At 53.0% G+C, this 25,747-nt stretch carries 26 protein-coding genes; all 26 read right to left on the bottom strand.

Features of this window, described 5'->3' with window-relative positions; translation table 11 throughout:
• Positions 1 to 87: 87 nt before the first annotated feature.
• On the bottom strand, positions 88 to 1,287 hold the full coding sequence (locus PQG83_RS03240) for a PP2C family protein-serine/threonine phosphatase (RefSeq protein ID WP_312746745.1): 1,200 nt from the start codon (positions 1,285 to 1,287) through the stop codon (positions 88 to 90).
• A gap of 144 nt (positions 1,288 to 1,431) precedes the next feature.
• Positions 1,432 to 2,226 (bottom strand): sigma-70 family RNA polymerase sigma factor, encoded by a 795-nt coding sequence (locus PQG83_RS03235; RefSeq protein WP_312640537.1) that lies wholly within the window; start codon positions 2,224 to 2,226, stop codon positions 1,432 to 1,434.
• Between the two features lie 3 nt (positions 2,227 to 2,229).
• Entirely contained in the window at positions 2,230 to 3,162 is a 933-nt protein-coding gene (locus PQG83_RS03230; protein WP_312746743.1) for a MinD/ParA family protein, read from the bottom strand.
• Complete coding sequence (flhF, locus tag PQG83_RS03225; RefSeq protein WP_312746741.1) at positions 3,162 to 4,496, bottom strand: flagellar biosynthesis GTPase FlhF; 1,335 nt, start codon at positions 4,494 to 4,496, stop codon at positions 3,162 to 3,164. Before flhF ends, PQG83_RS03230 begins: the two co-directional genes overlap by 1 nt.
• Positions 4,477 to 6,585, bottom strand: coding sequence for a flagellar biosynthesis protein FlhA (gene flhA, locus PQG83_RS03220; RefSeq protein WP_312746739.1), 2,109 nt, complete (start codon positions 6,583 to 6,585; stop codon positions 4,477 to 4,479). The genes flhF and flhA overlap by 20 nt, the downstream gene beginning before the upstream one ends.
• A 195-nt stretch (positions 6,586 to 6,780) precedes the next feature.
• Positions 6,781 to 7,857: a flagellar biosynthesis protein FlhB gene (flhB, locus tag PQG83_RS03215; RefSeq protein WP_312746738.1), complete on the bottom strand. Its 1,077-nt coding sequence runs from the start codon at positions 7,855 to 7,857 to the stop codon at positions 6,781 to 6,783.
• A complete protein-coding gene (gene fliR / locus PQG83_RS03210; RefSeq protein ID WP_312746737.1) occupies positions 7,850 to 8,620 on the bottom strand; it encodes a flagellar biosynthetic protein FliR in 771 nt (256 codons plus the stop codon). The genes flhB and fliR overlap by 8 nt, the downstream gene beginning before the upstream one ends.
• Positions 8,621 to 8,683: 63 nt before the next feature.
• Positions 8,684 to 8,953 carry a flagellar biosynthesis protein FliQ gene (gene fliQ, locus PQG83_RS03205; RefSeq protein ID WP_312746736.1) on the bottom strand — a complete coding sequence of 90 codons (270 nt, stop codon included), beginning with the start codon at positions 8,951 to 8,953 and terminating at the stop codon, positions 8,684 to 8,686.
• Positions 8,954 to 9,103: 150 nt separating this feature from the next.
• The gene (gene fliP / locus PQG83_RS03200; RefSeq protein ID WP_312746735.1) at positions 9,104 to 9,883 is read right to left on the bottom strand and encodes a flagellar type III secretion system pore protein FliP; all 780 of its coding nucleotides are present in this window, start codon (positions 9,881 to 9,883) and stop codon (positions 9,104 to 9,106) included.
• Positions 9,880 to 10,314, bottom strand: a complete 435-nt coding sequence (locus PQG83_RS03195; RefSeq protein ID WP_312746733.1) for a flagellar biosynthetic protein FliO — start codon at positions 10,312 to 10,314, stop codon at positions 9,880 to 9,882. Before PQG83_RS03195 ends, fliP begins: the two co-directional genes overlap by 4 nt.
• Before the next feature lie 137 nt (positions 10,315 to 10,451).
• The gene (gene fliN, locus PQG83_RS03190; protein WP_312746729.1) at positions 10,452 to 10,877 is read right to left on the bottom strand and encodes a flagellar motor switch protein FliN; all 426 of its coding nucleotides are present in this window, start codon (positions 10,875 to 10,877) and stop codon (positions 10,452 to 10,454) included.
• 61 nt (positions 10,878 to 10,938) lie between these two features.
• A complete protein-coding gene (gene fliM, locus PQG83_RS03185) occupies positions 10,939 to 11,928 on the bottom strand; it encodes a flagellar motor switch protein FliM (protein WP_312746727.1) in 990 nt (329 codons plus the stop codon).
• A gap of 93 nt (positions 11,929 to 12,021) precedes the next feature.
• Complete coding sequence (locus tag PQG83_RS03180; RefSeq protein WP_312746725.1) at positions 12,022 to 12,516, bottom strand: flagellar basal body-associated FliL family protein; 495 nt, start codon at positions 12,514 to 12,516, stop codon at positions 12,022 to 12,024.
• 496 nt (positions 12,517 to 13,012) lie between these two features.
• Positions 13,013 to 14,353 carry a flagellar hook protein FlgE gene (locus PQG83_RS03175; RefSeq protein ID WP_312746723.1) on the bottom strand — a complete coding sequence of 447 codons (1,341 nt, stop codon included), beginning with the start codon at positions 14,351 to 14,353 and terminating at the stop codon, positions 13,013 to 13,015.
• Positions 14,354 to 14,416: 63 nt separating this feature from the next.
• Positions 14,417 to 15,088, bottom strand: a complete 672-nt coding sequence (locus tag PQG83_RS03170) for a flagellar hook assembly protein FlgD (RefSeq protein ID WP_312746721.1) — start codon at positions 15,086 to 15,088, stop codon at positions 14,417 to 14,419.
• A gap of 58 nt (positions 15,089 to 15,146) precedes the next feature.
• Positions 15,147 to 16,724, bottom strand: coding sequence for a hypothetical protein (locus PQG83_RS03165; protein WP_312746719.1), 1,578 nt, complete (start codon positions 16,722 to 16,724; stop codon positions 15,147 to 15,149).
• The gene (locus PQG83_RS03160) at positions 16,725 to 17,567 is read right to left on the bottom strand and encodes a MotE family protein (protein WP_312746718.1); all 843 of its coding nucleotides are present in this window, start codon (positions 17,565 to 17,567) and stop codon (positions 16,725 to 16,727) included.
• A gap of 11 nt (positions 17,568 to 17,578) precedes the next feature.
• On the bottom strand, positions 17,579 to 18,025 hold the full coding sequence (locus tag PQG83_RS03155; RefSeq protein WP_312746717.1) for a flagellar FliJ family protein: 447 nt from the start codon (positions 18,023 to 18,025) through the stop codon (positions 17,579 to 17,581).
• On the bottom strand, positions 18,022 to 19,365 hold the full coding sequence (locus tag PQG83_RS03150) for a FliI/YscN family ATPase (RefSeq protein ID WP_312746716.1): 1,344 nt from the start codon (positions 19,363 to 19,365) through the stop codon (positions 18,022 to 18,024). The genes PQG83_RS03155 and PQG83_RS03150 overlap by 4 nt, the downstream gene beginning before the upstream one ends.
• Positions 19,362 to 19,967 carry a FliH/SctL family protein gene (locus tag PQG83_RS03145; protein ID WP_312746714.1) on the bottom strand — a complete coding sequence of 202 codons (606 nt, stop codon included), beginning with the start codon at positions 19,965 to 19,967 and terminating at the stop codon, positions 19,362 to 19,364. The genes PQG83_RS03150 and PQG83_RS03145 overlap by 4 nt, the downstream gene beginning before the upstream one ends.
• Positions 19,968 to 19,980: 13 nt before the next feature.
• The gene (gene fliG / locus PQG83_RS03140; RefSeq protein ID WP_312746712.1) at positions 19,981 to 20,976 is read right to left on the bottom strand and encodes a flagellar motor switch protein FliG; all 996 of its coding nucleotides are present in this window, start codon (positions 20,974 to 20,976) and stop codon (positions 19,981 to 19,983) included.
• A gap of 3 nt (positions 20,977 to 20,979) precedes the next feature.
• Complete coding sequence (fliF, locus tag PQG83_RS03135) at positions 20,980 to 22,572, bottom strand: flagellar basal-body MS-ring/collar protein FliF (RefSeq protein WP_312746709.1); 1,593 nt, start codon at positions 22,570 to 22,572, stop codon at positions 20,980 to 20,982.
• Between the two features lie 147 nt (positions 22,573 to 22,719).
• Positions 22,720 to 23,022, bottom strand: coding sequence for a flagellar hook-basal body complex protein FliE (fliE, locus tag PQG83_RS03130; protein ID WP_312746706.1), 303 nt, complete (start codon positions 23,020 to 23,022; stop codon positions 22,720 to 22,722).
• A gap of 34 nt (positions 23,023 to 23,056) precedes the next feature.
• On the bottom strand, positions 23,057 to 23,500 hold the full coding sequence (gene flgC, locus PQG83_RS03125) for a flagellar basal body rod protein FlgC (RefSeq protein WP_312746703.1): 444 nt from the start codon (positions 23,498 to 23,500) through the stop codon (positions 23,057 to 23,059).
• A 128-nt stretch (positions 23,501 to 23,628) separates the two neighbouring features.
• A complete protein-coding gene (flgB, locus tag PQG83_RS03120; RefSeq protein WP_312746700.1) occupies positions 23,629 to 24,045 on the bottom strand; it encodes a flagellar basal body rod protein FlgB in 417 nt (138 codons plus the stop codon).
• Between the two features lie 310 nt (positions 24,046 to 24,355).
• A complete protein-coding gene (locus tag PQG83_RS03115) occupies positions 24,356 to 25,744 on the bottom strand; it encodes a sigma-54-dependent transcriptional regulator (RefSeq protein WP_312746697.1) in 1,389 nt (462 codons plus the stop codon).
• Positions 25,745 to 25,747 lie beyond the last annotated feature (3 nt).

Genomic DNA, 25,747 nt, shown 5'->3' with positions numbered 1-25,747 from the left:
GTCAGGGTGGAACGAAGAGGTGAGGGGATAAGGCTAAAGGAGTATCTGGCTTCTATCTCCTCACTCCTGACGCTTCACCCCCCACCGCTAAAATTCCACTCCGAGTAACGCGACGTCATCCTCAAACACGCCTTTGGCATTCCATGTCCGGCTCTGCTCGATAATACGGGACAATCCCGACTGCATCGGGTGTCCGGCGACCTCCTCAAGTGCCTTCTGAAGCCTTTTTCTCCCCCAGATTTCTTCCTGAGAATTCATCACCTCATAAATCCCATCACTAAAGAGATACATCCGATCACCGGAATCCACCGAGATGGATTCTGTTGCATACAGCTCATTACGCGAAAACCCAATAGGCCAGGATTTCCCGCCCAACACCATCGAAGACCGGTCTGTTTTCACAACAATTGAACCGGGATGCCCCGCGCTCGCATATCGAAGATTGCGCGTGGAGCATTGCCACACCCCAACCCAGATCGTGAAATAATCCCCCTCATCGCTCATGGGATATTGTTGGTTCAGACTCGTCAGAATCTCGCCCGGATCGTAAGAGGGAAACAATTGTTGCATATGTTCTCCCTTGAACAGCAAAGATAACGACACGGCCCGCAACGCCGGTCCGATCCCATGCCCCGACATATCCAACACCATGAGCCCAAGATGATCGTCTCCCCACCGGGCGATCTGAAAAAAATCTCCTCCCAAATGTGAAGACGGCAAAAATTCCCACTCCACCCGCACTCCAGGAATCACTTCACCGGTCCGGGGGAGGAGACCTCGCACAAAGGTGGAGGCCGAACGGAGTTCAGAGTCTAATTCCGCCTGCTTCTGTGACAACAGCCGATTAGACTTTTCCACATACAACATCAACTGTCGGGCTCGAAGGCCCGCGCACACTCTGGCGACAATTTCATGATCGGATGCGGTTTTGGATAGGAAATCATCGGCTCCCCGGCTAAGCCCTTCGGCAATTTGTGTCGGGTGGTCCAATGCCGTCATCAGGATAAAATGAATCGTGCGATAGCGTTCATCCTGTTTAATCGCTTCACACAGTCCTGGACCATCAAGACCGGGCATCACCCAATCCGAAAGAATGAGATCCACCGGCTCCTGATTCAGGATGGATAGCGCGTCTTCCCCACTACCGGCCTCCAGTAACCGACACGGCAGTTTGGCCAAACGCTTCTTGGCAACCATCCGCATAACTGTTTCATCATCTACAATGAGAATGGTATAAAGAGGATCGCCGGGAGGCATTTTCATATCGAGGACTTTTTCCGTCGTCATCTGCTTCATGGAACCCACAGCGATAGTCAGGAATTGAGTAACAAGGGAAACGTGAAGATGGATACTCGAAAAACCCTGTCGGGTATGACGGAAAAGTTCTGGCTGCTTAAGCCCTACTCCTCACGCCTTACCCCTCAAGCATGTCTACGGTCCGAGCCGGGTATGGAGAAGGGCCTTCAGACGAATCATGGCTTGGGCATGTAACTGACAAATTCGGGATTCCGTGACGTGCAACACGACTCCAATTTCTTTCATGGTCAGCTCTTCAAAATAATAGAGGGTCAATACCAGGCGTTGACGTTCCGGCAATCGCTCAATGGCATCGACCAATGCCTGGCGGGCATCCTCCGACACCAAGGTCTCCAAGGGCGAGGGTTGATCTCGATCCGCCAGCGCATCCAAGATGGGATGGGAGTCTTCATCATTGGAGCCCAAATCATCGAGACTTAACACGACGGCCCCTTTGGCTTGCAGAAGCGTCTCGTCCACCTCCTGAGCCTCCATGCCTAAGGATTCTGCGAGCTCATCCTCCGTCGGTGGCCGCCCTTTGCGTTTCGTCCATTCATTGGCCGCATGCTGAATTTTCCCGATGCGTTCACGAAGCGACCGCGGGACCCAGTCCATCGCCCGGATTTCATCGAGCATCGCTCCACGAATACGAAACTCGGCATAGGTACGAAATTTTATTTCCCGTGAGGGATCAAATTTCGTCAGGGCATCCAGAAGCCCGACCATCCCGGCACTCATGAGATCTTCCACATTGAGCCCACTCGATGCCCGCATGGCCATTCGCATCGCCATGTATTTAATCACCGGCAAAAATTCCTGAACCAACGTCTCCCGTTCCTGCGTGGAAAGAGAAAGTTTCGTCGGATTGGACGATGCCGGTTTCTCCGAAACCGGGCTCTCTGAAACCGTTGTTACCGCGCCACGTTTCATACGTTATCCTTCCGTCACAGTTCGAGTGGCTCCCAAGGCAGCAGGACCGAACAGTTGAAAGCCCCCCTGCCAGGAACATTCTCCTCTCCAATGATTGAGGGTCTTCGCCAACGAAGAAAGGGCCCGACTCGCCGGGGCGCGCGGATAGACCTCGCACACCGCGCGTTGTTGAGCCACGGCCATCGTCACATAGTCGTCCGCGGGAACACACCCGAGGTAATCGAGCGAAATATTTAAAAACCGATCCGTCACCAAACTCAACTTCCGAAACACATCTTTACCTTCCTGGGTATGCTTCACTTTGTTGACCAGCATGCGGAATGTCCGTAAGTGATAGCGGGTCGAAAGGATTTTGACGAGGGCATACGCATCAGTCAGAGACGTCGGGTCGGGCGTTACCACCACCAGTGTTTCGTGGGCCACTAAACTAAAGTACAGCACATTGGCCGAAATCCCTGCCGCGCAATCAATGAGCAGCAAATCCGGCGGAGACGCCAACTGAAGAAACGCCGATTGCAAATGGAGTTGCTGATCATGCGTCAGCTGAGTGAATGCCTGACCTCCGGAGGTCGCCGGCAACAGGCGAATACCTTCGGGTCCGGTCACGAGGACGTCCTTCAAGCCTCGCTGCCCGGAAAGCACGTCCTCAATCGTATATTGCGGAGTGAGGCCCAGGAGAATGTCGACGTTGCCTAAGGCGAGATCTGCATCCATGATCAGGACCTTCCGCCCCTGCCGAGCCGCAGCCACTGCTAAATTCGCGACGACATTACTTTTTCCTACCCCGCCTTTTCCGGAACTGACCGCAATCACCTGAATCCTTGAGGGGTCCTGTGGGTTGGAGGTCATGGCGGCACGCAATCCACTGGCTTGATCCAGTCGTCGTTGCGCCGGGACGTCAGTCATCAGGACCGGTGTGGATAATGACCCGGCCATTAGTGCGCCACCTCCGTTAACGGCACACGTTCTTGAAGGACCTGGCCTGGTGAGTGGGCCCAAGCCAATTCCACGAGGCGTGTCCGGGTGGCGATTTCTAAATCTTCCGGCACACGCTGTCCGGCCGAGAGATAAGAAACCGGCAGTCCCGTCTGTGACAAGACGTTATACAGACCGCCGCCCATCGATACCTCATCCAGTTTCGTGATGATGAGCTTATGGATAGGAACCGATTGGTAGCGGCGGATGGTGTCCATCTGCACCGACTCGGCCATCGGAGCGGCTAACACCAGATGCGTTTCGACGTGTAATTGTCCACGGGTGATCGCCAGCAGTTCATCATACCCGGCTTGATCCTTTGGGCTTCGCCCCGCCGTGTCAATCAACAGCAAATCCGCGTGCTGATGTCGTCCCATGCATTCCATAAAATCCTTGTGGGACACGGCCACCTCCAAGGGAATTTTTAAAATTTTTGCAAACACCCGAAGTTGTTCTACCGCTGCCACACGATACGTATCCAACGTAATCAACACGGTTCGCCGATGCTCATCCTGTTGACGGGCCAACCCGGCCAGCTTGGCAATAGTCGTCGTTTTTCCCACGCCGGTCGGCCCAACCATCATCATCACTTTTTGGCCATAATGTTTGGACACCGATGGACCCGAGACGGCCACGGTCTCCTCCATTCGTTCCCACAACAGACTTTTCATGGCTTCGCGATTTCCCACGCCGGCTGTCCCGAGCGTTTCCACAACCGTACGAAGCAGGTGATGCGCAGTCTGAGGATTCACGCCCTGACTCACCAAGGACTGGTAGACGTCCATTACGTCTCCAGGTAACCCTTCAACACGTTTGTCCATCTGGCTTCCCAAGACTTGTCCCACCACAATCCGCAAGCCTTCCAATTCCTGTCGCAAGGGCCCTAACACCCGTTCAGGATCTTGTTGTTCTTCACGCAACCGTTGAATTTCCTGGCGCATTTCCTGGAGGTTCTGAGTCACCGGATCGAGGACGGTCGCCACTTGAAGAGCTTCCGAAAAACTGGCATCCGTTTTCGGTGGTCCCGGTTGACGAACAGGCTCCTCCGGCACATAACGTTTGGCCATAAGGGACTGAAGGGATCGATCAACACGTACGGCAGGACCTTCCTCCGCCTGAGCCGAACGATCCACCGCCGCGGTGACCTCAATGACGGACTGACTGAGCAGACCGAACAAGCCTCCCCCTTTCTGAATACGCCGCGATGAGACGATGACCGCTTCAGGTCCCAGCTCGGCTTTTACCGCTTGGAGAGCTTCTTGTAATGAAAGGGCTTCAAACCGTTTCAGCTTCATGTGGCATCCTCACAACTTCAATTGCTTGAATTTGGGTTTTAGGGTCCAACTCGTTCGGAGAAAGTACCGCCAGGGCATGCACGCCCGGCGAGACTAGACGATACAGTTGGGATCGAATCGACTGGGAACATAACAGCACGGGTTGATATCCTTGGCTCACGACTCGCTCAATGGCTTGACGGACCGACAGAATCACCTGATTCAACAAACTGGGAGGTAACCCGCCTTGCTCTCCATTACCACTCGGCCGCATCGCCTCCATCAGGCGGCGATCCAGCATCGGATCCAGGCTAATCACCTGCAGCAATCCGTCGGGATTGGCGTATTGGGACGAAATCGTTCTGGATAAATTTTGCCGAGCATATTCGGTCAGGGTGTCAGGATCCTTACTCTGAGTGGTGTAATCCGCAACAGTCTCCAAAATAGTCCGTAAATCGCGGATCGACACTCGTTCCCGCAAGAGATTCTTGAGAATTCTCACCACCGCTCCTAACGATATTTGAGTCGGAATCAAGTCATCCACCACCTTGGGGTACGTCTTAGCGAGGTTATCCAGCAAATTCTGGACCTCTTGCCGACCCAGCAATTCATGCCCATTGGTTTTAATAAATTCGGTCATATGCGTGGCGATAATGGCCGGGCCATCGACGACGGTATAGCCATCCATTTGAGCACGCTCTTTTTCGGTCGGAGCAATCCAGACGGCCGGCAATCCAAAACAGGGATCTTTTCCCGGCTTTCCTTGCAGACCCTTTTTGGCATGACCGGGATTGATGGCCAATAAATGTCGAGGCACCAATTCTCCCTTAGCCACCTGAATTCCCTTCAACAGAATGTTGTACTCATGCGGCTTGAGCTGAAGATTATCCCGGATATGGACTGCGGGCACGACAAATCCCATGTCAAGAGCCGTTTGTCGCCGGATAGCCCGAATCCGTTCCAGCAACTCTCCTCCCTGAGCTTGATCAACAAACGGCACAAGTCCATAACCGACATGCAGCTCCATAAGGTCCGGAGGAGTCACGGAATCCACCGATTCCGTACCGGAGGAGATGGCCGGGTCTTTTTTCTTGGGGAGATTTTTCAGGCGAGCGGCTTCTTGTTTCTGATTCCACAGGACGTAGGCGAGACCGGCGGTCATCGTTCCCAACATCAAAAACGCAACATGCGGCAGCCCGGGAAGAAATCCTAAAAAGAACAACATTCCGGCCACGGCAGCCACAAGATGAGGATTAAAAAAGATTTGTTCGGTTAAATCACGCCCAAGGCTGGTTTTGGTCGAAACCCTCGTCACGATGATACCGGCGGCCGTCGACATAATCAGGGCAGGGATTTGCGCCACAATGGCGTCCCCGACCGTCAGCAGGGTGAAGCGTTTGGCGGCATCAATGATGGACATCCCGTGCTCCAGCACACCGATGCCCAACCCGCCAATGACATTGATGAAGATAATGAGCAGCGCGGCAATCGCATCGCCACGAACAAACTTGCTGGCACCGTCCATCGATCCGTAAAAATCGGCTTCCTGGGAAATGGCCTCCCGGCGTTTCCGCGCTTCGCCTTCGTCAATGATCCCCGCATTCAAATCCGCATCGATACTCATCTGCCGACCGGGCATCGCATCCAGGGTAAATCGCGCGGCGACTTCCGCAATACGGGTGGCGCCCTTTGTGATCACGACAAAATTGATAATGACCAGAATGGAGAAGACTACAATGCCCACCGCATAATTCCCCCCGACCACGAACTCCCCAAACACGGCAATGACCTGTCCGGCGGCGGCGGGTCCTTCGTTCCCATGCATGAGAATGGCCCTCGTCGACGCAATGTTTAACGCAAGACGGAACAACGTGGTGAGTAAAACCACCGAGGGGAAGACGGAGAACTCGGCCGGACGCCCGGCATGCATGGTCACGAGTAAAATCAAAACGGCCAGTGTAATGCTAAAGGATAAAAACAGGTCCAAAAGAAATGAAGGAAGGGGTAAGAGCATGAGGAGGAGCATCCCCACCACCCCGATCGGTAGGAGCACATCCCCATAATGCGCGGGAGTCAGTTCGTCTCGTAATTTCTGAGAATCAAATGCCATACGTGCCTTGATCGATTACCGCTGTTGCATATGGTTGTAATTTAGTTCCACATGACTCTCCTCAACCTCGTGAGACGTAAGGGGTGGAAAGTGAAAAGTGAGAAGTCAAAAGTAAAGAAGGAACGCAGGAAATCTGTTTTTCTGCTTTCTTTTTACTTTTTACGTTTTCCTTCTCGCTTTTCACGCTTCCCGTCTTCAATTTCCCTCATGCATGTTCTTCAGGCGATACACGTAGGCCAACACCTCAGCGGCCGCCTTATACAACGCACTGGGCACTTCTTGACCGATTTTTACGGCCTTATACAGCCCTCGAGCCAAACTGCGGTTTTCAATAATCGGCACTCCCGCATGACGCGCGATTTGCTTAATCTTATCCGCCATAAATCCTGCGCCCTTCGCCACCACCACCGGCGCGTCCATTTTTCCTGTTTCATACCTGAGCGCCACTGCCACGTGCGTAGGATTGGTAATCACCACATCGGCTTTAGGCACAGCCTGCAACATTCGTTGTCGGGCACGTTCCCGTTGTAAACTGAGCCGGCGGGATCGAATCTGCGGATCACCTTCCACATCCTTCGACTCGTCTTTGACTTCCTGTTTGGTCATCTTGTGATCTTCGGTATGCTGCCACCGCTGATACACGAAATCGATGATCGCCAACAGGAGCAGCGATCCTCCGACCGACCACATAATTTTTTCCAGGAGACCCCACACACCCCCAACCGCCTCCGTTAACTCAAGGAGGGGAAGTTGAAGAATCGCGAGCAGGTTATGAGACAGAATCAGATAGGCAATCCCACTCACGCTTGCTAATTTGAGCAGGGACTTTAAAAGATCGACGACCCCTTTCCAGGAAAAAATGCGCTTCAACCCATTGGAAGGATTTAATTTGGACGGCTTGGGTTGCAGGGCCTTTTCAATCCAAAGCGGCCCCGTTTGCAGGATAATGGCGAGGAAGGCGAATACCCCAACCAGGAGCCCGAACGGAATCAGGGGAACAAAGGCCTGATAGGCAATATTTAACAACAGGACATGTGTGGATTGAGCATCTAACTGAAGAGTTCCAGCTTGCCCCAACCACTGACGGTAATGATCAAAAAATTGAACAAACGCGTGAGGCGCCCACAGAGAAAGCAGCCCAACCCCACCCAACAAGACAAACAACGAGGGCAATTCCCGGGTCATCGGCACCTGGCCCTTGCGACGAGCTTCCGCTAAACGTTTCGGACTCGGTTGCTCTGATTTATCCGCCCCGTCTTTATTCTCAGCCATGCCCTAATTCCTGTAATAAGTCCCACAAGACCGTTTCCATTCCGACAATGGAGTCTTGAAACACTAGGGCGATGAAGGGCAAACCCAGGCCTAACACCAACAAACCGACCGCAATCGTAATGGGAAAACTGGTGAGCATCACGTTCATCTGGGGAACCAGCCGGCCAAGAATCCCCATGATGAAATGAACCAGAAATGTGGCCCCCATCACGGGGAAGGCCAGTTTCATTCCCGTGTCATAGGTGCGTTGAATCACGCCGGTCACATCGCTCAGGAGGGGGGCGCTCAAATGAGCGCCAAAGGGAGGGATCAACAGAAAACTACTGCCCAACGCCAACAACACCAAATGATGCCCATCGACTTGAAAGTACAGAAGGGTTGCCAGAATGGTCAGTAATTGCCCGAACACCGGGGTCTCCACTTGCGTGACAGGGTCCAACACTCCGGCCATGGCAAACCCCACTTGAAAGCCCATCACACTTCCCGCCAGTTCCACCGCCGTCATAATTAATCGCAGGGCCAAACCCAACACCAGACCGACGAGCAATTCGGCACCCAAGGCAATCACCAGATTTCCAGGTTGCAACCAATTGGGAGGAAGGGTAAACGTCACGATGGGCATCAACAGGATGGCGATGATCACCGCCATGCCGATTTTGATGCGACTCGGAACCGAATGCCCGCCCATCAACGGTAACGCCGACAAGATAACGGCCGTGCGCACGAGCACGACCACGAATTGCCACACTTGCTGAATCGCCATATCCCATTGCAACACCGGTTACCGGACATCTTTCTGATACATGCCGCAGTTCGACTCCCTCGATTATTGGGCAAACTGGGGTATCCTGGCCCATATCCCCGTCATGAATCCCACGAGAATTTCCACCATCCAGGGGAATGTCACCAAGAGCACCACAAACATGGTTGCAACCTTTGGCAAAAAGGTGAGGGTCATTTCGTTAATTTGTGTCATGGCTTGAAAGGCACTCACGCAGAGTCCGACCAGTAAGCTGAGACCCAACATGGGGCCCGCCACCAGCAGGATTGTTTGAATCGCCTCCTGACCGATGCTCAGGACACTTTCGGTTGTCATCTCCCTACCCCTTTCAGTCTTGCTGTGAAACGTGAGGCGTGAAGGAAAAGCCGCGAGGCGTAAGGCGTAAAGCGTAAGGAGACAGAAGAAAGAACCGATCTTTGCACCTCAGCATTCGATACACGACTTACGCCTTACGCTTCACGTTTTTCATTGAAAACTATTCATCAGCGCTCCCACGACCAAAAACCATCCATCAGCCAACACAAACAACACTAATTTAAACGGCAGCGAAATCATGATCGGTGGCAGCATCATCATCCCCATGGACATGAGAATACTGGCAACAATCATATCGATCACAAGGAAAGGCACATAAATGAGAAACCCGATTTGAAACGCCGTTCGCAATTCACTCGTGACAAACGCCGGCACCAGGACATGGAACGGGACATCATCGGGCGTCTGAGGGTGAGGAACTTTTGCCATCTCCACAAACAAGGTCAAATCCTTTTCCCGTACTTGTTTCAGCATGAACGTTCTTAACGGAATCTTGGCCCGATCAAGTGCCACTTCCTGTGTCACCTGCTGTTCCAATAGCGGATTAAGGGCCTCAACCCGAATCTGTTCCCACACCGGCATCATAATAAACAGGGTCAAAAACATGGCCAGTCCAATCATCACCTGATTCGGTGGGGCATGCATGGTCCCCAACGCCTGCCGAAGAAGACCCAGAACAATCACGACGCGTGTAAATGCCGTCACCAACATCAACAGGGCTGGCGCAAGCGTTAAGGCCGTCAGGAGAAAGAGAATACGAAGCCCGAACGTCCATGGTTCGGTCCCGTCCAATCCGGATACCTGCAAACTGATCGCGGGATCCTTGGTGGCCTGGGCAAAAGCCGAGGCGGGCAGTCCCAAGAGCAGACTCATGGCTGACAATCGCCAAAAGACACCTCCTCCACGAAACCCGCACAAGAGGTACTTCACGACCTCTCTTCTCCCCTCACCCGTGTAACGCTATTGGACATTCGGTTGGGCGGTTCAGAGGTCACCGATCCTCGTTCGGACTTCTCAAACGCCTGCCGGGTCCACTGTCCCAACCAGGCCCCTAGCGGCCCGACGAGCGGATTCCCAATGGAGCGGAGCCGATTAATCCGGTCGGCATCCGCAACGGTCGTCAGCAACGTCATCTCCCGGGCCGTCGTCCCCAACACCAACACTTCTCCGGCCACCTCCACGAGCATGATGTGCTTTCCCGTTCCGACCCGGAGTCCCCCTAAAATGCGCATCACCGGATCGCCGCTCTTTCCCGGCAATTCCCCGAACGTGCGCCGAACCCAGGCTAATCCTCCAAGAAGGACCAGAACTACCAGAGCCAGCGTTCCCGCCATTTTGAGCGCTTCATGGGTAAGATCCATAATGTTCTCGTTGAAAGTACGAAGGAAAAAGTGAGGAGTAAGGAGAATCAGCAAAAGATTTCTTATCCTGGTTCTCTACTTTTTATCTATTTACTTCTAGCTTTTCCCTTCTCTCTTTACCCTTCACCCTTTCGTCCCTATCGAAGTTTATTCACACGCTCGGTCGGGCTGATCACATCGGTGAGACGGATGCCGAATTTCTCATTCACCATCACCACCTCACCACGCGCAACTAACCGTTCATTCACCAACACTTCCAACGGTTCACCGGCGAGCTTATCCAATTCAACGATGGAACCCGGTCCTAACTGCAATAAGTCCTTAATCAGCATGCGGGTATTGCCCAGTTGCGCAGAGAGCACCAACGGAATATCTAGGATTCGATTTAAGTTCTGATCATGAGACCCATTCAATTGTGGCGTGTGACTGCTGGTACTCGCCGCCACCTCCTGTTTTTTCGCAGCCGAGTTCGGTTCTTTCGTAGCGGCTTCCTGCGCTAACGCCTCCATCATTTCCTTCTCAGCATCAAACGTGTCCAGGTCGATGTTCTCGTCTTCACTCATGGTTTATCTCCGGGTTTCCACAGTCCGTGACCGGCCGGCACCTCATCGCGTTCACCGGCCCTTACTCCCTCGTCAGAATGATGTCCTTGATCTGAAATGATTGCATGCCCTTTGTCGTTCCCGGAGAACCAAGAAACTTTGGCACCCCTTCCACTGTGGCTGTGAGTAGCTGGGTGGTCCCTTGATTCAACCCGATCACATCGCCAGTAGAAAATTGCATCAATTCCTCCACCGAGATTTCCGTTTCTCCCAAACACACGGACAGGGTGACATAGGCCTCCTTCAGCCTGGCTGAAAATCGTTTCAACCAGCCATGATCCGTTTCAAACGAGTCTCCCTGGAAACTCACCTGCAGACGTTCGCGAATCGGTTCCAACATCGCATAGGGAAGACAGAGGTGGAGATCTCCCACCGAATTGCCTAACTCGATACCCAAGGTGACGACAATGACGATATCCGCCGGCAACACAATGGCGGCCAACTGGGGATTCATTTCTACCCGAACGGCATTGATGAGGAGTTTTTGGACAGGGTCCCAGGCTTTTTGGAGATTCCCCAAACCCATCAGCATGACCTTCTTCATCACGCGCTGCTCAATAATGGTAAAGTCCTGCCCTTCCGGCTTGACATGGGTCTGGCCGGCTCCCCCGAAAAAATGATCAACCAGCAAATACACCGTCGCCGCATCCATGGCGATCATCGCCAAGCCGCGAAGAGGCTCCATGGAGATAATCTGGAGATAGGCCGGGACGGGAAGACGTTTGGTGAACTCCCCGAACTTCATCACCGTTTGGTTCGTGACCGTCACTTCGGCGGTTTTACGAAGCACGTCGCTCAAAGAGAGACGGAACCCACGCGAGAATTGCTGGTGAATCACATCGAGGGTCGGCATTCGCCCGCGAACGACCCATTCCTGATTCCCCAGATCATATGGAACCGGTCCGTCCTGTAGTCCGGCATCTACCGGATCTTCAGGTTCCGTCTCCACGCCGCCATCGGACACACCCCGAAGAAGGGCATCAACTTCATCCTGACTAAGAATTTTTTCCATGTTGGGACGTGGCACAAAGAAACAGCCCTGCTGTCTCTTCTCTCCTCTTTCTGATTCCGGACTCCAGGCCTTTTACGTCTTTTTCCTCACGCCCTACTGAATAATAAAATCAGTAAAATACACATTGGCGACTTTCCCTTTACTCATGACGCCGTTCACCCGCGTCATGATTTCTTCCCGCACCCGGCGCTTTCCGTTCACTGTTCTGAGTAGGTGCGATTCTTTACTGCTCAGTAACACCAACAAGGCGTCGCGAATTGCGGGGATTTTGTGTTGATAATCCGTTTTTTCCTCAGGCCGGTCTAACTCGAGTTTGATACTTACTTTTAAAAATCGCAGTTCCTCCCGGTCCGCCAAATTCAACAGAAAGGGCTCTAACTCCATCACCGGCCCGGGCTCTTCATGACCTGTCTCAGCTTTGGCATGCTCGTCGTGCTCGGCGGGCTTCTCCTCCTGCCCACTCATGAAATACCAGGCTGCGCCTCCTCCTCCTCCGAGAAGAAGAACGCCCGCGATAATGATCAACAGCATTTTTTTTCCGGCCCCTGCTTTAACGGGCGCTTCCCCTTTGTCATCTTCTTCAGCCATACATCAACCTCACACGCTAAGAAATTTTTGGACCTTCACGTTCCACTTCCCAAGTCAGCAACCTTTGTGCCACTCCACTTTTCTACGTAGACACGCTTCAGCTCATCCTGTAATACATTGAATATGCATATGTTTCTTCCGCAGTCCTGCCTTATATCTCTTAGGCTCTGTAACAAGATGAGGCCTGCCTTTTCGTCATTTTCCTGGCAATTCGCGGGAACATTTGACAGGGTCGTCTATGAGAACGTGAGGCGTGAGGAGTCAGGAGTGCGGAGTGTGAAAGGAAAAACGGAAGGAGAGAGAAATAAAGATGCATTCAGCAAATTAAGGCAAGTATTCTTTTCTACTTACTCTTTACCCCTTACTTTTGACTCCTTACGCTTTAATTTTCACCATTCACGAGACATGATGGTTCAACATTCCACTAAGACAAAAAAATGCCCCCAGGCAGGAACACCTGCCTGGGGGCTTAATCAGTCACCTGCTCGGTCAAAATCTAACGGGCCAGATTCACCAGTTCTCCAAGTAGATCGTTGGTAGTGGTGATGATTCGTGAATTCGCCTGGAATCCACGCTGCATGGTAATCATATTCACTAACTCTTCACCCAAATCCACATTGGAAGCCTCAAGCGTGCTTGCCGATACCTTGCCAAACGCCCCCGTGCCGGGTACTCCATCCAAGGGGGTTCCGGAATCACCGGATTGAATAAACAAATTTCGTCCAATCGGTTGCAAGCCATCAGGATTAATAAACCGGGTGAGTCGAACCTGTCCCAACGTCCGGGTGGTTCCATTATCAAATCGGCCCGTAATCACCCCATCCTCACCAATGGAAGTTCCTGCAAGTGATCCCGGTCCATACCCGTCTTGGGATAAGGTGTCGAGAATCAACGCCTTGTTATTCAAACTCTCACCCTGTTGTAATATGCCATCCGTTCCAGCTCCCCCTTCGGTAATACTGGTTCCAAAATCAAAAATGATTCTCTGTGGCGCGCCAACTCCACCTGTAAATGTAATGTCATGCCCCGTAGGATCACTTTCTGATGACAAAAAACCATCCGTGGTATACGTCAGAGTTCCTTGGGCCACTAATGCATTGCCTGTAGTGGGATTGTTATCTCCGGCTGGAACGGTCACCTCCGAGTCTGGTGCAATCACATTATAGTCCCAGGTATTATTAGCTGTTTTAGCAAAATACACCGTTAAGTCATGCCCCCTCCCCTGAGAGTCAAAAACCCGGACAGAGGTACTTCCTGGAAACAACCCACTATTTGATTGAGGATCGAGAACCTGTGCCGTGGTGTATGCGTTGATTGGAGCATTGGCCGCCAGACGCCCGGACATCGTGATCTCCGATGTTTGGATTCCTGGTTGGGTGCTCGTGGTTAACGTTAAATTGCCAACACTCCCGCTTAGAAGCCCCGTATCATCTGCTTGGTCTCCCTGTAACCGTAGACCTGCCGGATTGACCAGATTCCCTTGTGCGTCGATATCAAACTGGCCGGCACGGGAGTAGAAAATATTTCCGGTGGCATCACTCACCCGAAAAAATCCGTCACCATCAATGGCCAGATCCAAGGCATTGGACGTCGTCTGGAGCGATCCTTGCGTAAAACTCGGGTCGATCCCCAACACCCGCACGCCACGACCTTCCACTAAAGCCGTGCTGGTCCCTCCACCGCCGATCGTGGCTCCAAAGAGATCGCCAAACGAGACCGACCGGCTCTTATAGCCGATCGTCTGCGCATTGGCGATGTTGTTACCGATCTCACTGAGCGCCCGGCTGGTCGCGTTGATTCCACTTGTCGCGGCAAAAAATGCTGAGGTAATTCCCATTGGCGTGTACTCCTTGTTTCTCGATTAACCAATCTGATGCTGTTTCCCCTACAACCGTCCACTTCAAAGAATTGAAAGAATGTCCTCCGTGTGTAAGCTTTTTCCACTTTGCAGGACGACCGGATTCTCCGCCCCAAAGGCAATCGTCATAACGCGTTCACGAGCGAAGGTGAAATTCGGGACAGGCTGTTTATTCACGTCTTCGGCTTTCACAATGAACTGGTAGACACCTTCCGGCACTCGATCTCCCGAATCATTCAACCCATCCCATTGAACCTGATTGGCTCCGGCCTTTTGAACATCTGTGGACTCTAACGTCCGAACCACCTGCTTGTTCGAGTCCAACACCTTGATAATGACCGACCTGGCCTCCCCGCTTAAGGCATAGCCCAGCGTGGGCTGCTCATCTTCGGCAAGACTGACGGTATCGCCCTGCGCAACCACCGTCCGTCCAATCAAATTCACCAGATCTAATTGTGTCCGTTGGGTATCCTGGCCGATCAATTTTTCCAAGAGTTTATTGGTACTCGTGGCCTGCTCCAACGTCGTGAACTGCGCTAACTGCGCCACAAATTCCTCATTCTGGACCGGGTTGGTGGGGTCCTGGCTTTGCAACTGTGTGACTAATAAGCGAAGAAAGACATCCGACCCAAGTGCCGAAACCGCCGCTTGCACATTGGCACCGCCTGTTGCCGTGGCATTTGTTCCTGGTTGGGTCGGCGTAATGGCATCCATGATTCAGGGCTCCTTTGTTATGCGATCTTGTTTACACGAGTGCATCATTTCATCTGCTTCATGCCACCAAATGGAATCCCTGTTCCTCAACCCGCCCGGCCCTATGGGAGAGCGATCCTGGTGTCTGATGGAGGAAAGTCGTACCCCGTTGGCTCGTCTGCGTTCCCGCCCCATCCGAACGTGTGTCTGATTCCGGCCCATTCTGGTGATCGCGGACTTCCGCGGAAAATTCCTGCAACTCCATCTCGCCCTGGGTCAGTTGCTCTTCCAATTGTGGAACAAATTGGACCGCCAGATTTTTCAACGTAGCTTGATCCATTAACAAACTGGCATAGACCTGCCGATGCTGCACGCCCACATCAATCTGCACTCGATTGGTTTCGGAAAGTTGCACCTCCAATTGGAGGCGTTGAAGCGCCGGGCCGGGAAGATCCGGGACACGCTCTTCCGCCATTCGTATAGTCGATCCAGGTGAGGAAGAGGACTGCTGAAAGCCCGGCTGAGAATGTGTCGGATTGCCCATGCCATGATTGAGCCCCTGCCCGGCATTGGGATCGACTCCCACGGCTTTTCCTGTGGCCTCAAGGACGTCTCTTGAACGATCGCCTGTCAAAGACACATTGGCATCAGCAAGAAGATCCAGGGGAATCCCGATCGAGGACTCCTTCCCGTTCGCTGGAGATTCACTAAGAACGGACGAAACCCTGCTCACATAATTCAATCGGTTCTGACTCAATTGAGCTACATTCGCCATACCTGCGGGCGTGTCTTCAAAAGGTTCTGGAACCGGGAATGCCTGATTGACTGGAGTGTTCGCAGGCTTGAGTGATTCCTGCGGAGGCCCTATCGGTGATGGAGGATTTTTCAGCAGACGAGGCCCGGTTTCTTGAACAGGGCTCAAGACGCGGTACACTGTATTCAGCTGATTCGCGTCAGATTCTGTGACAGACTTCCCAGCCACCGCTGCGAGGGCATTTTGGAGAACCCGTTCCGAATCGACCGTGGTTACGAGAGGAGCCGCACTCTGATCAGCGAGCGTGCTCCCTACCCCTGCCGTCTGACTTGCAGGGGCGCCCGCAAAGGGAGGCAAGCCTGTCTGAATGCCCCATACCGGAGGTTGTCGTATCTCTCCTCCGGGTTTTCCTTGGAGGAATGCCAGGGGCGCCACATTCCCAGGAACCACAGACCCATCCTGGGATCCATTCCCGGGCAAAAATTCGAACAACGCCGTTGGGCTCTCCACCTGGCCGCCTGTCTTGTCTCCATTCACACCTTCTGCTCTCAAGGAAATCGAATAATTTCCCACTACGGCACCTTCTTCAGGTACCTCTTGCCCATTGTTCTCCAAGAGACTCGCCAGGTACAGGGACGGGAGGGTCTCACCAGATAGGGCCTGGGTGCCGAAAAGCCAATCCTGGTTCGACCCTCGTCCTCCGTCCTCCCCTAACCTCGTCTTGGATACATTATTCAAAAAAGAATCCGGTGTCGTCTGGTTACGAAAAATTTTCGCAAACAAATCTTTGGTAGGATTCTCCGTGGTGCCTGCATGATCCAGCCCGGCTCCACCAGCCTGACCGGTTACCTGTGGGGGACTTTCCAGAGGTCCGAAAAGAAATGGCACGGCATTGATCATCATTTAATTCTGAATCTTGGAGTTCTTACGTTGGTTCAGTTTAATGTCTCGATATCGTCTGAGGCCTTCTGACAATCTGGCCGCTTTGACCGGTTCGACGCCTGCTAACACGCCGGCGGCTTTTTTGTCTTTGATCGCGGCCAAAATATCCAGGGCTAAGCCTTCCCGCATTTCTGCGATTCGCAACGCCGCTTCTTCGGGATCCATGGATTCATAGATTTTAATTAGATGAATTAACGCCGGATCCTGTTCCACATATCGACGTTGTTCTTCTGCAAGCGAAGAGGCCTCCCCCTCTAACCGTTTCCCCTCTTTGGTTTGTCGTGCAGCCAGCGCCTCCAAATCCTGCTGGAGTGCAATGAGCCGTTCTTCACGTTGTTGCAAACCACGTTCCCTCTCTTCCACCTCTTTAAGACGCGCTTGCAGTTGTTCCAATAATGTGGTTTCTGCACTGGGCGCTTCCTCATTCAACCCGTTTTCAACTGTTTGATTTTCAAATGAATCCGTTGTTCCCACCTCCGGGGTTTCTTGAACGGACCCGACCGTGGTTGCCCACAAGATCATGGCCAGCACCCAACACACCATGAGTGATCGACTAGGCAACATTGTTCTACTCAGGAGTGTTGAACATTGCCGCCAGCCGCGTTCTTGGGTCTGTGAAGAGTGAAACGGAACACGGGAGGTGTGAGGCGTATAGCGTGAAACCAACAGATGCCTCGTTTCTCCTGACCTCCCCTCATTTCTTTCGATCCCAGGCGGGCTTCCACCCCGAGCCTTGCCGAAGGCTCCATTGTTGGGTTGTTGGTCAAGACCATACATAGGCTGAACAGACATTTTTTTTGACATATTTCCATTCCCTATTGGATCATTTCTTCAAGTTGAGAAGTGGCATACGCATGAGCCGTCACATCTTCCTGCATCTGTTGTTCCTGCGTGGCGACTTTCTGCATGACCTCTTCCTCCTTCTTGGCGATCACCAACTCCACCACACGTCTGGCATGATGGGCCTTTTTTAATGTGGCCCGTAACTCAACCAGCTTGGTTTCCGCCATCTGAATCTGTTGGCTCTGGTGTTCGATGGCCGTACTGATTTGATCCAACCACTGATAGCGTTGCTCAGCAATCATCGTGTCGATACCCCCTCGTATCCGCTGGTCTAATTCAGAGGCCACCACTTCTATTTCAACCATCAGGTCATCCCGTTTCGAGACGATCTGACTTTTTTCCCACTCCGCCAAGACCACTTCTTCACGGGCGAGGTCTTCCACTTGTTTTCGAAATCGGAGTAATGTCGTCCAATTCATACGGTTTTTCCCTTTCTCTCAAGAAGACGCCGGCCCTGTTGTGCCAACAATTCGAGAGCCTGACAGCTTTCCGGTATGCCCACCCCTTCCTCACGTGTTTGCCGGAGAAAGGCATCGATCGGTCCTTTCATGTGAATTGCCGCATCGAGTCGAGGATTCGTGCCTAATTGGTATGCCCCTAAATTGATGAGATCTTCCGCGTTCCGGTATTCGGCCATCATCTGCACCAGAAATCTGGCAGCATCCTGCTGGGCGGTCGACACGATATCCGACATCACCCGACTCACGCTTTGCAGAACATCGATCGCGGGAAAGTGTCCTTGCATCGCCAACCGCCGTGTCAACACAATGTGTCCGTCTAAAATGGACCGGATGGAATCGGCAATGGGATCGTTTAAGTCGTCACCGTCAACAAGCACCGTATACAGACCGGTAATGGATCCCGTACCCACGGGCCCCACCCGCTCCAGGACCTGAGGAAAGAGCGTAAAAACAGATGGCGGATACCCTTTGGTCGTAGGGGGTTCACCGGCAGCCAGTCCCACCTCCCGTTGTGCATGTGCCAACCGGGTTAGGGAATCAACCAGGAGCAGGACCTGATTGCCCTGATCCCGAAAAAACTCGGCGATGGCGGTGGCCACAAACGCCGCCCGAACCCGCACTAACGGCGATTGATCGGAGGTAGCTACCACCACCACCGAACGGCGGAGACCTTCCCGTCCCAAATCCCGTTCCAGAAATTCCCTGACTTCCCGCCCTCGCTCACCCACCAGCGCGATCACGTTCACATCCGCAGACGTGTGACGGCACATCGTTCCCATCAAGACACTTTTCCCCACCCCGCTTCCGGCAAAAATCCCGAGTTTTTGCCCGACCCCGCAGGTCAGCAGGGCATTGATGGCTCGTACGCCCAAATCCATAGGTGTGGTAATGCGCTCCCGGAGCATGGGCGCCGGAGCGGGCGCGTAGAGGGCATAGCGGCGGCTACGGGACAGCGGCCCTTTTTCATCCAACGGCTGCCCGAGCCCATCCACGACTCGTCCCAACATTTGAGGCCCGACCAATAATCGTGGAGAGGTCGGATCGTAGCGAATGAGATTTCCGGCGGCGATGCCGCGTACAGCTCCAAACGGCATGACCACCACCCGTTGCTCCCGAAACCCGATGACTTCTCCCTCCACCATCGACTGCCCTCGTTTGCTGAAGATATGGCAACGCTGGCCGACCGATGCCCCCAGGCCGGTGCCTTCCAGAGTCAGCCCCACGGCTTTGACGACCCGTCCGGTAATCGTCACAGGAGCAATGTCGTCCAAACGCTGTTGAATCGTGGCGAGGCTCATGGCAGGGGTGCTTCCAATCCGAATTCGCTGGCCACCAGTGCCAGTTGTTGAGTGAGCCTGGCATCGAACAGGAGGCCGGCCTGCTCAACCAGGCATCCACCAGGATCCACGTCATCAAAGGCTTCAAGCGCCAGATGATCGCCATCGGCCCACTCCGGGCGTAATGTGTGTTGAAGGGGCTCTAAGATTTTGAAGTCTTGCGGATGGACTTTCAGCGTCACTAACGTTTTGTCGGGAAGTAGTCCAAGCACCTGACGCACTTGTCGAACCACGAGTTCTTTATCGATCTCACATTCCCGTAACAGGATTTTTTTGCTAATCGCCAGCGCGACCTCCACAATATCCCGTTCATGTTCTTCTAACGCGACCACCCGGGCCCGACCAATCTGATTGGCTAATCGGAGTGCCTTTTTAACCTCCTCCTCCACTTGGGCTTGACACTGGGCACGCCCCTCGGCGATCCCGGCCTGGCGTCCCCGCTCAAACGCGGCTTGTTGGAGTTCCCTGCAATCATGAGGTTGGGCCTCCTCGGCGCGTTGCTTCGCACTTTTGTGGACTAATTCCACCATCTGAAAATGTTTGACTGCGTCATCCTGTTCCATAAGCGGGCGCACCTTAGACCATTTGCTCCTCACCCTTTCCTCCCAATACTACGCGGCCTTCACCGGCCAGGCGCTGAACGGTTTTAATAATGTTCTGCTGAGCGGTTTCCACATCACTCAGCTTGACTGGGCCGCGAGTCTCCATATCTTCCTTGAGGGATTCCGCCGCTCGACTGGACATATTCTTGAAGAATTTATCCCGGAGCGGACCGTCGATCGGCTTCAGAGCCAGCAGTAATTCTTCTTTGCTGACTTCACGCAACAATTCCTGCATCCCGCGATCATCGACATTTTCCAGATCTTCGAACACGAACATCTTCCCACGGATTTCTTCGGCGATCTCCGGATTTTTGCTTTCCAGGGAGGTCAGGATTTCCCCTTCCACATTGCGTTTCACAGAATTGAGGATTTCGGCCACCAGTCCGGTCCCACCCACAGCCACCGCATTTTTGGAAGAACCCAGGCGCAATTCCTCCTGAAGTACGGCATTTAATTCGTCCAACATATTGGGCGAAACTTCTTCTGTGGTGGCTAGCCGGTAGACGATGGCATCCCGTTTATTCGCAGGGAGCAATGATAAAATCTGAGCTGCGTGATCGGATTCCAAATTGGCCAGAATCAATGCCCCTGTTTGAGGATGTTCAATGGCCAATAAATTCGCAATCGATGCCGCATCAAGGGATTTTAAGGTTTCAAATCCGGCATTCTCCGACGTGTTCAGGGAACTCAGAATACGCCGGGCTTTATCTTTTCCCAGGGCCGCATTGAGAATTTTTGAGAGATAGGTTTTGCCTTCCACCGACAGACCGGATGTTCCGGCCAATTCCCGGAATTCCTTTAACACCAACCGATGTTCGTCCTGCCCGACATTGACCAACGCCCCCAAATACGCACCGATTTGCCGGATGTCTTTTTGGTCAAGCACTTTCAAGACTTCCACCGCGGCACTCTCCCCAATGGCCAGCAACAAAATCGCCGCCTTTTCATATCCGGACAACTGGCTATTCACGGATTACACCTTTTCTCCTTGTTCTTCTTTGATCCAGGTTCGAATCACTTGCGCGGCGGAAGCCGGATTATCTGCTGCCAGCTTAATGGCTTGCTCCTGGGGAGTTTCGGAAATTTCCGCTTCATACTCGGTCACCGTGGCCGGCAAGCCTTTGTGTGGCAGGACCACCGCTGCCGCAGTAGGCTTGGTGAGATTCAGCGCCATCGGTCGAACCACAAACCACAACACCATCACTCCCAGGAAGAAAAAGAGAATGGGCTTCAGAAATCCACCCCAGGTGGCCAGGAACGATTGCACACCTGCCGTCATACTCTCCTCACCCTCAAGGATGGTGGGAGATTCAAACGGCACATTGATGACTTCGATTTGATCCCCGCGTTCTTCCGAGAATCCGACCGCTTTTTTCACAATTTGGACCAAATTCTGGATTTCCTGCTCAGGTCGTGGCACATATTTCTTTTCCGCCGTATTCTCATTCGCCTGACCCTCGGCCCCCTGAGCCGCCTCATAGGTCCCGTCCACTAAGACCGCCACGCTTAACCGCTTAATGGCGCCGGTCGGTTCAATGATTTTGCTCACTTTACGATTGACTTCATAATTCAATGTTTCATTTTTTCGTTTGGCTTCTTTTTGCTCTGTTCCGTTGCCTGCCTTGAGCTCGCTGGGCACATTGCTCCTGACACCTGGAACACCCGGTCCACCGTGGGTCGAACCGGATTCCAACACCTTCTCCTGACTCCGGTTTTCGCTTCGTACCACCTGGCTATTGGGGTCAAAGCTTTCTTCGGTGATTTCGACTTGCCGAAACTCCAACGGCGCGGTGACCCGAATCACAGACTTGTCCCGGCCCAAGACCTGGTCCAACATCGTCTGCACCCGTTGCTCCAGATCCCGTTCTACCCGTCGTTGCGTTTCAATTTGAGAAGCCGTCAGTTGAGCGTCACTATCCGCAGAGTTTTGACTGAGCACCTGACCATGATTGTCCACGACCGTCACCTGGCTGGGCTCTAATCCTTCAACGCTACTGGCGACTAAATGCACGATCCCCTGAACCTGCGTGCCACCAAGAGGAGCCCCCCGCTTGAGCGTCAACACGACGGCCGCCTGGGCTGGCTTTTGTTCCGTCGCGAATAGACGCTTCTCAGGCATCACCAGATGCACGCGTACCCGCTCAACTTGGGATAACTGGCCAATGGTCCGGGCCAGTTCTCCTTGAAGCGCGCGTCGATAATTCATTTGTTGCGTAAAAGGCGTCACGCCCAGCCCGGTTCGATCGAAAATTTCAAATCCCACTCCAGCTGATTCAGGAAGTCCCAACGACGCCAGCTGGAGTCGCAACTCATGCACCCGTTCTGCCGGAACTTTAATCGTATTCCCGCCTTCCCCCACCTCATAGACGGCGCCTTGCTTGCCAAGTTCTTGGATAATCGCTCGCGTATCGTCGGGATTGAGCTGGGAGAACAGGACCACCAATTCAGGGGCTTTTCCGACCATCATCAACATCGGAATGGTCGCCAGGGCTAAGGCCAGGACGACCACCACGCCGATCCGCTGCGTTAAAGTTAGGGCTTGAAAATTACTAAGGAGACTGTCCATAAGGTTAACGGATTTTGCTCAACGCTCTCGATTGAAGAAATGTAGGCCCCAGTCTTACACCGATGAGTGGTGCTCGATATGACCGGGACCGGCTCTCTCTCATTGGGGTCTCCGCCATGATCGGCATCAGCATCAACTCAACCCTTTTTACACTTGCATCCGCATAACTTCCTGATACGCATCAATCACTTTATTTCTGACCTGCATTAACAGCTTAAATGATAAACCGGCCTTTTCTCCGGCGATGACCGCTTGATGGATGTTGACGTTCTCTCCACGGGCGACGGCATCTTCTAAACGTCCGGCCTCATGCTGCATGGTATTGACGGACTCCACCGCTTTTTTCAAGAGATCGCCGAATCCCTGGTCCTGACTGGCGGGGCCTTTGAGCGGGGTGACCCCAAACGGTTCTGAAACACCCTCAATGCTTTTTATCGGAAGATAGTCCATTTCGCTGTTCTCCTTCATTCAGGATTGAAGAGCCTTAACGACTCATTTCTAATGCACGAAGCGTCATCGTCTTGCCGGTTTCCATCACGGCTAAATTGGCCTCGTAGGCGCGGGTCGCCGACATGAGATTGACCATTTCCTCGATCGGATTTACATTGGGAAGGTGTAAATACCCCTGTTCATCCGCATCGGGATGACTGGGATCGTACACGGTCCTTAACGGTCGCTCGTCTTGGATCACATCCGTCACCCGAACGCCGGATGGTCCGGACTGGTCGCCAAAGGCATTGGCAAAAACATTGGAAAACTGCTGCCCTGCCGGTGAGGCTTGAAACACGACATCACGCCTGATGTATGGTCCCCCTTCCGGCGTCCGGGTGGATTCCGCATTGGCCAAATTGCTGGCAATGATATTTAACCGCTGCCGCTGTGCATCCAAAGCAGACCCCACAACCGAAAACACTCGATCAATATTCATCGTCCCCTCCTTTTTCCGACACCCATTTCAGATCGTCATATCCATCTCTGCTTCAGCAAACTCCCGTTTCACCTGTTCTCTCGGCTTTCCATGGATCAGCGTCATGGGAACCATGCGCTCAATGGGGGTCACCTACCGCCACTCCCTCCATCAATGGCCGCATTCCAGCCATCGAAGCGCCCTTTTAAGAATTGACTGACCGCCATATACATCAAGGTATTTTCCGCCATCAGGGTCATTTCTTTTTCCAAATTCACGGTATTCTCGTCTAACCCCGCTCCGGCATCCTGTTTGATGGTGTGCTGAAAGATCCGGGAATCCTCTGAGGCCGTGCGCACATGTTTTGGATTGGTGACGACTGATTCCAATGGACCATCCCCTCGAAGAACTGCATTGAAGGTTTCTTGGAAGGGTAGGATCCTGGACTTGTAGCCAGGCGTTTCTTCGTTGGCCATGTTGGAGGCAATCGTTTCCTGAATGCCGCTCCGGACATCCAGTGACCGCTCAAAGAGTCGCGTGCCTTCATCCCACGGGGAAATCATCATGGCTTTCTCTCCTTCCCGGTTTTCATGTTCTCCTGTGTCTTCACCTGTATACCCTGCTACCGATCCGTGCAAACCTCGCCATTCTCACTCCAGTCAGCAACACCAATGCCAGAAATTACGGGTAAGGAGTGAACAGGAAGGGAAGAATGAGGTTCTCCCGCATTCCTCCCGCGCCTCAACTCTCACACCGTCCGTCGTTAATGGCCTCAAGGTAACTTTTGCCCGCACCGGCATTTTTTTCCGCTCTACTCCTCCCATTCCGCACAATCCGCAAAAAGGAGCATTCAGATATTCTTCCGCTTGCCTTTGCTTAAATACTCAGGGAAAGCCCCCCGTTTAACTGTCGATACTCCCGTAATTTATTCCGTAAGGTACGAATACTGATTCCCAATGTCCTGGCCGCATGCGTCCGATTTCCATCATGGCGCTCCAGAGTTCTCAAAATGAGTTCTCGTTCCATTTCCCAGATAGTCCCACTTGGCGCACTGGCATGATTGGCCGCCAACATGGGTTCTTCAAACTGAAAATGCTCAATCAGTAATGGTCCATTCCCGGCTAATAACACACCCCGCTCAATCACATTTTCCAGTTCGCGTACGTTTCCTCGCCACGGCCGCCGTTTTAAATAGGCCATCGCCTCATCTGAGATCTCGCACGGCGTGCGCCGGTTTCGCCGCAATGACCGATTGGCAAAATATTCCGCCAATAATTGAACGTCCTCCGGGCGATCACGCAATGGCGGAATGGTAAACGGCATGACACTCAACCGGTAATACACATCCTCACGAAACCGGCCGGACTGAACTTCCTGCGCCAAATTCCGATTAGTCGTGGCAATCACCCGCACATCCACCTGCACCGGCTGCCTGGAGCCAAGGCGATCCACTTCACGTTCTTGAAGGACCCTGAGTAATTTGGCTTGTAATCCCAAACTCATTTCTCCGATTTCATCCAACAACAATGTTCCCTGGTGAGCTAATTCAAACTTGCCGCATCGTCTCGCCAGCGCACCGGTAAAGGCCCCCTTTTCATAGCCAAACAATTCACTTTCCAAGAGTCCTTCCGGCAGGGCGGCACAATTGATCGCCACAAATGGTTGAGAAGCCCTGGGACTATGACGATGGACATGCCGGGCCAGGACTTCCTTTCCCGTCCCGCTTTCGCCTTGAATCAAAATGGTTGCCGGGCTGGCCGCCACCATCTCCAACATGCTGATCGTGTTCAACACTTTCGGATCCCTGGTCAGAAACCCTTCGCGCGGCTCTTCACGGCGACATCGTTCCTGTTCCCTCAGAACCTCCAGCCCTGACACAGGCTGCGCATCTTTCAATTGGTCTATGAGTTTTTCGAGACGATCAAGGGGAAATGGCTTTTGAAGAAAATCGGTTGCCCCATATTTGAGGGCCTCGACGGCTGCATCCACTCCACCATAGGCGGTCATAACCACCACCGGCATATGGTAACCCTGGCTTCGGACTTCTCGTAAAAAATCCATTCCTCCTTTGCCGGGCAAATTCAGATCAGTCAGCACCAGCCAGGGGGCCTCACGTTCCATCCGCTCCAATCCTTCATAGCCATCTCTGGCAACCGTGACGGCATACCCATGCTGACTCAACGCGTGAGTCAGGGCCGATTGCAACTGTTCATCATCTTCAACGACCAGAATACCCCGGCCCACTCCACCCTCGGTATCGATCATGCC

The organism is Candidatus Nitrospira neomarina (genome assembly GCF_032051675.1).
Classification (GTDB): domain Bacteria; phylum Nitrospirota; class Nitrospiria; order Nitrospirales; family UBA8639; genus Nitrospira_E; species Nitrospira_E neomarina.
This window is presented reverse-complemented; position numbering and strand designations above follow the sequence as displayed.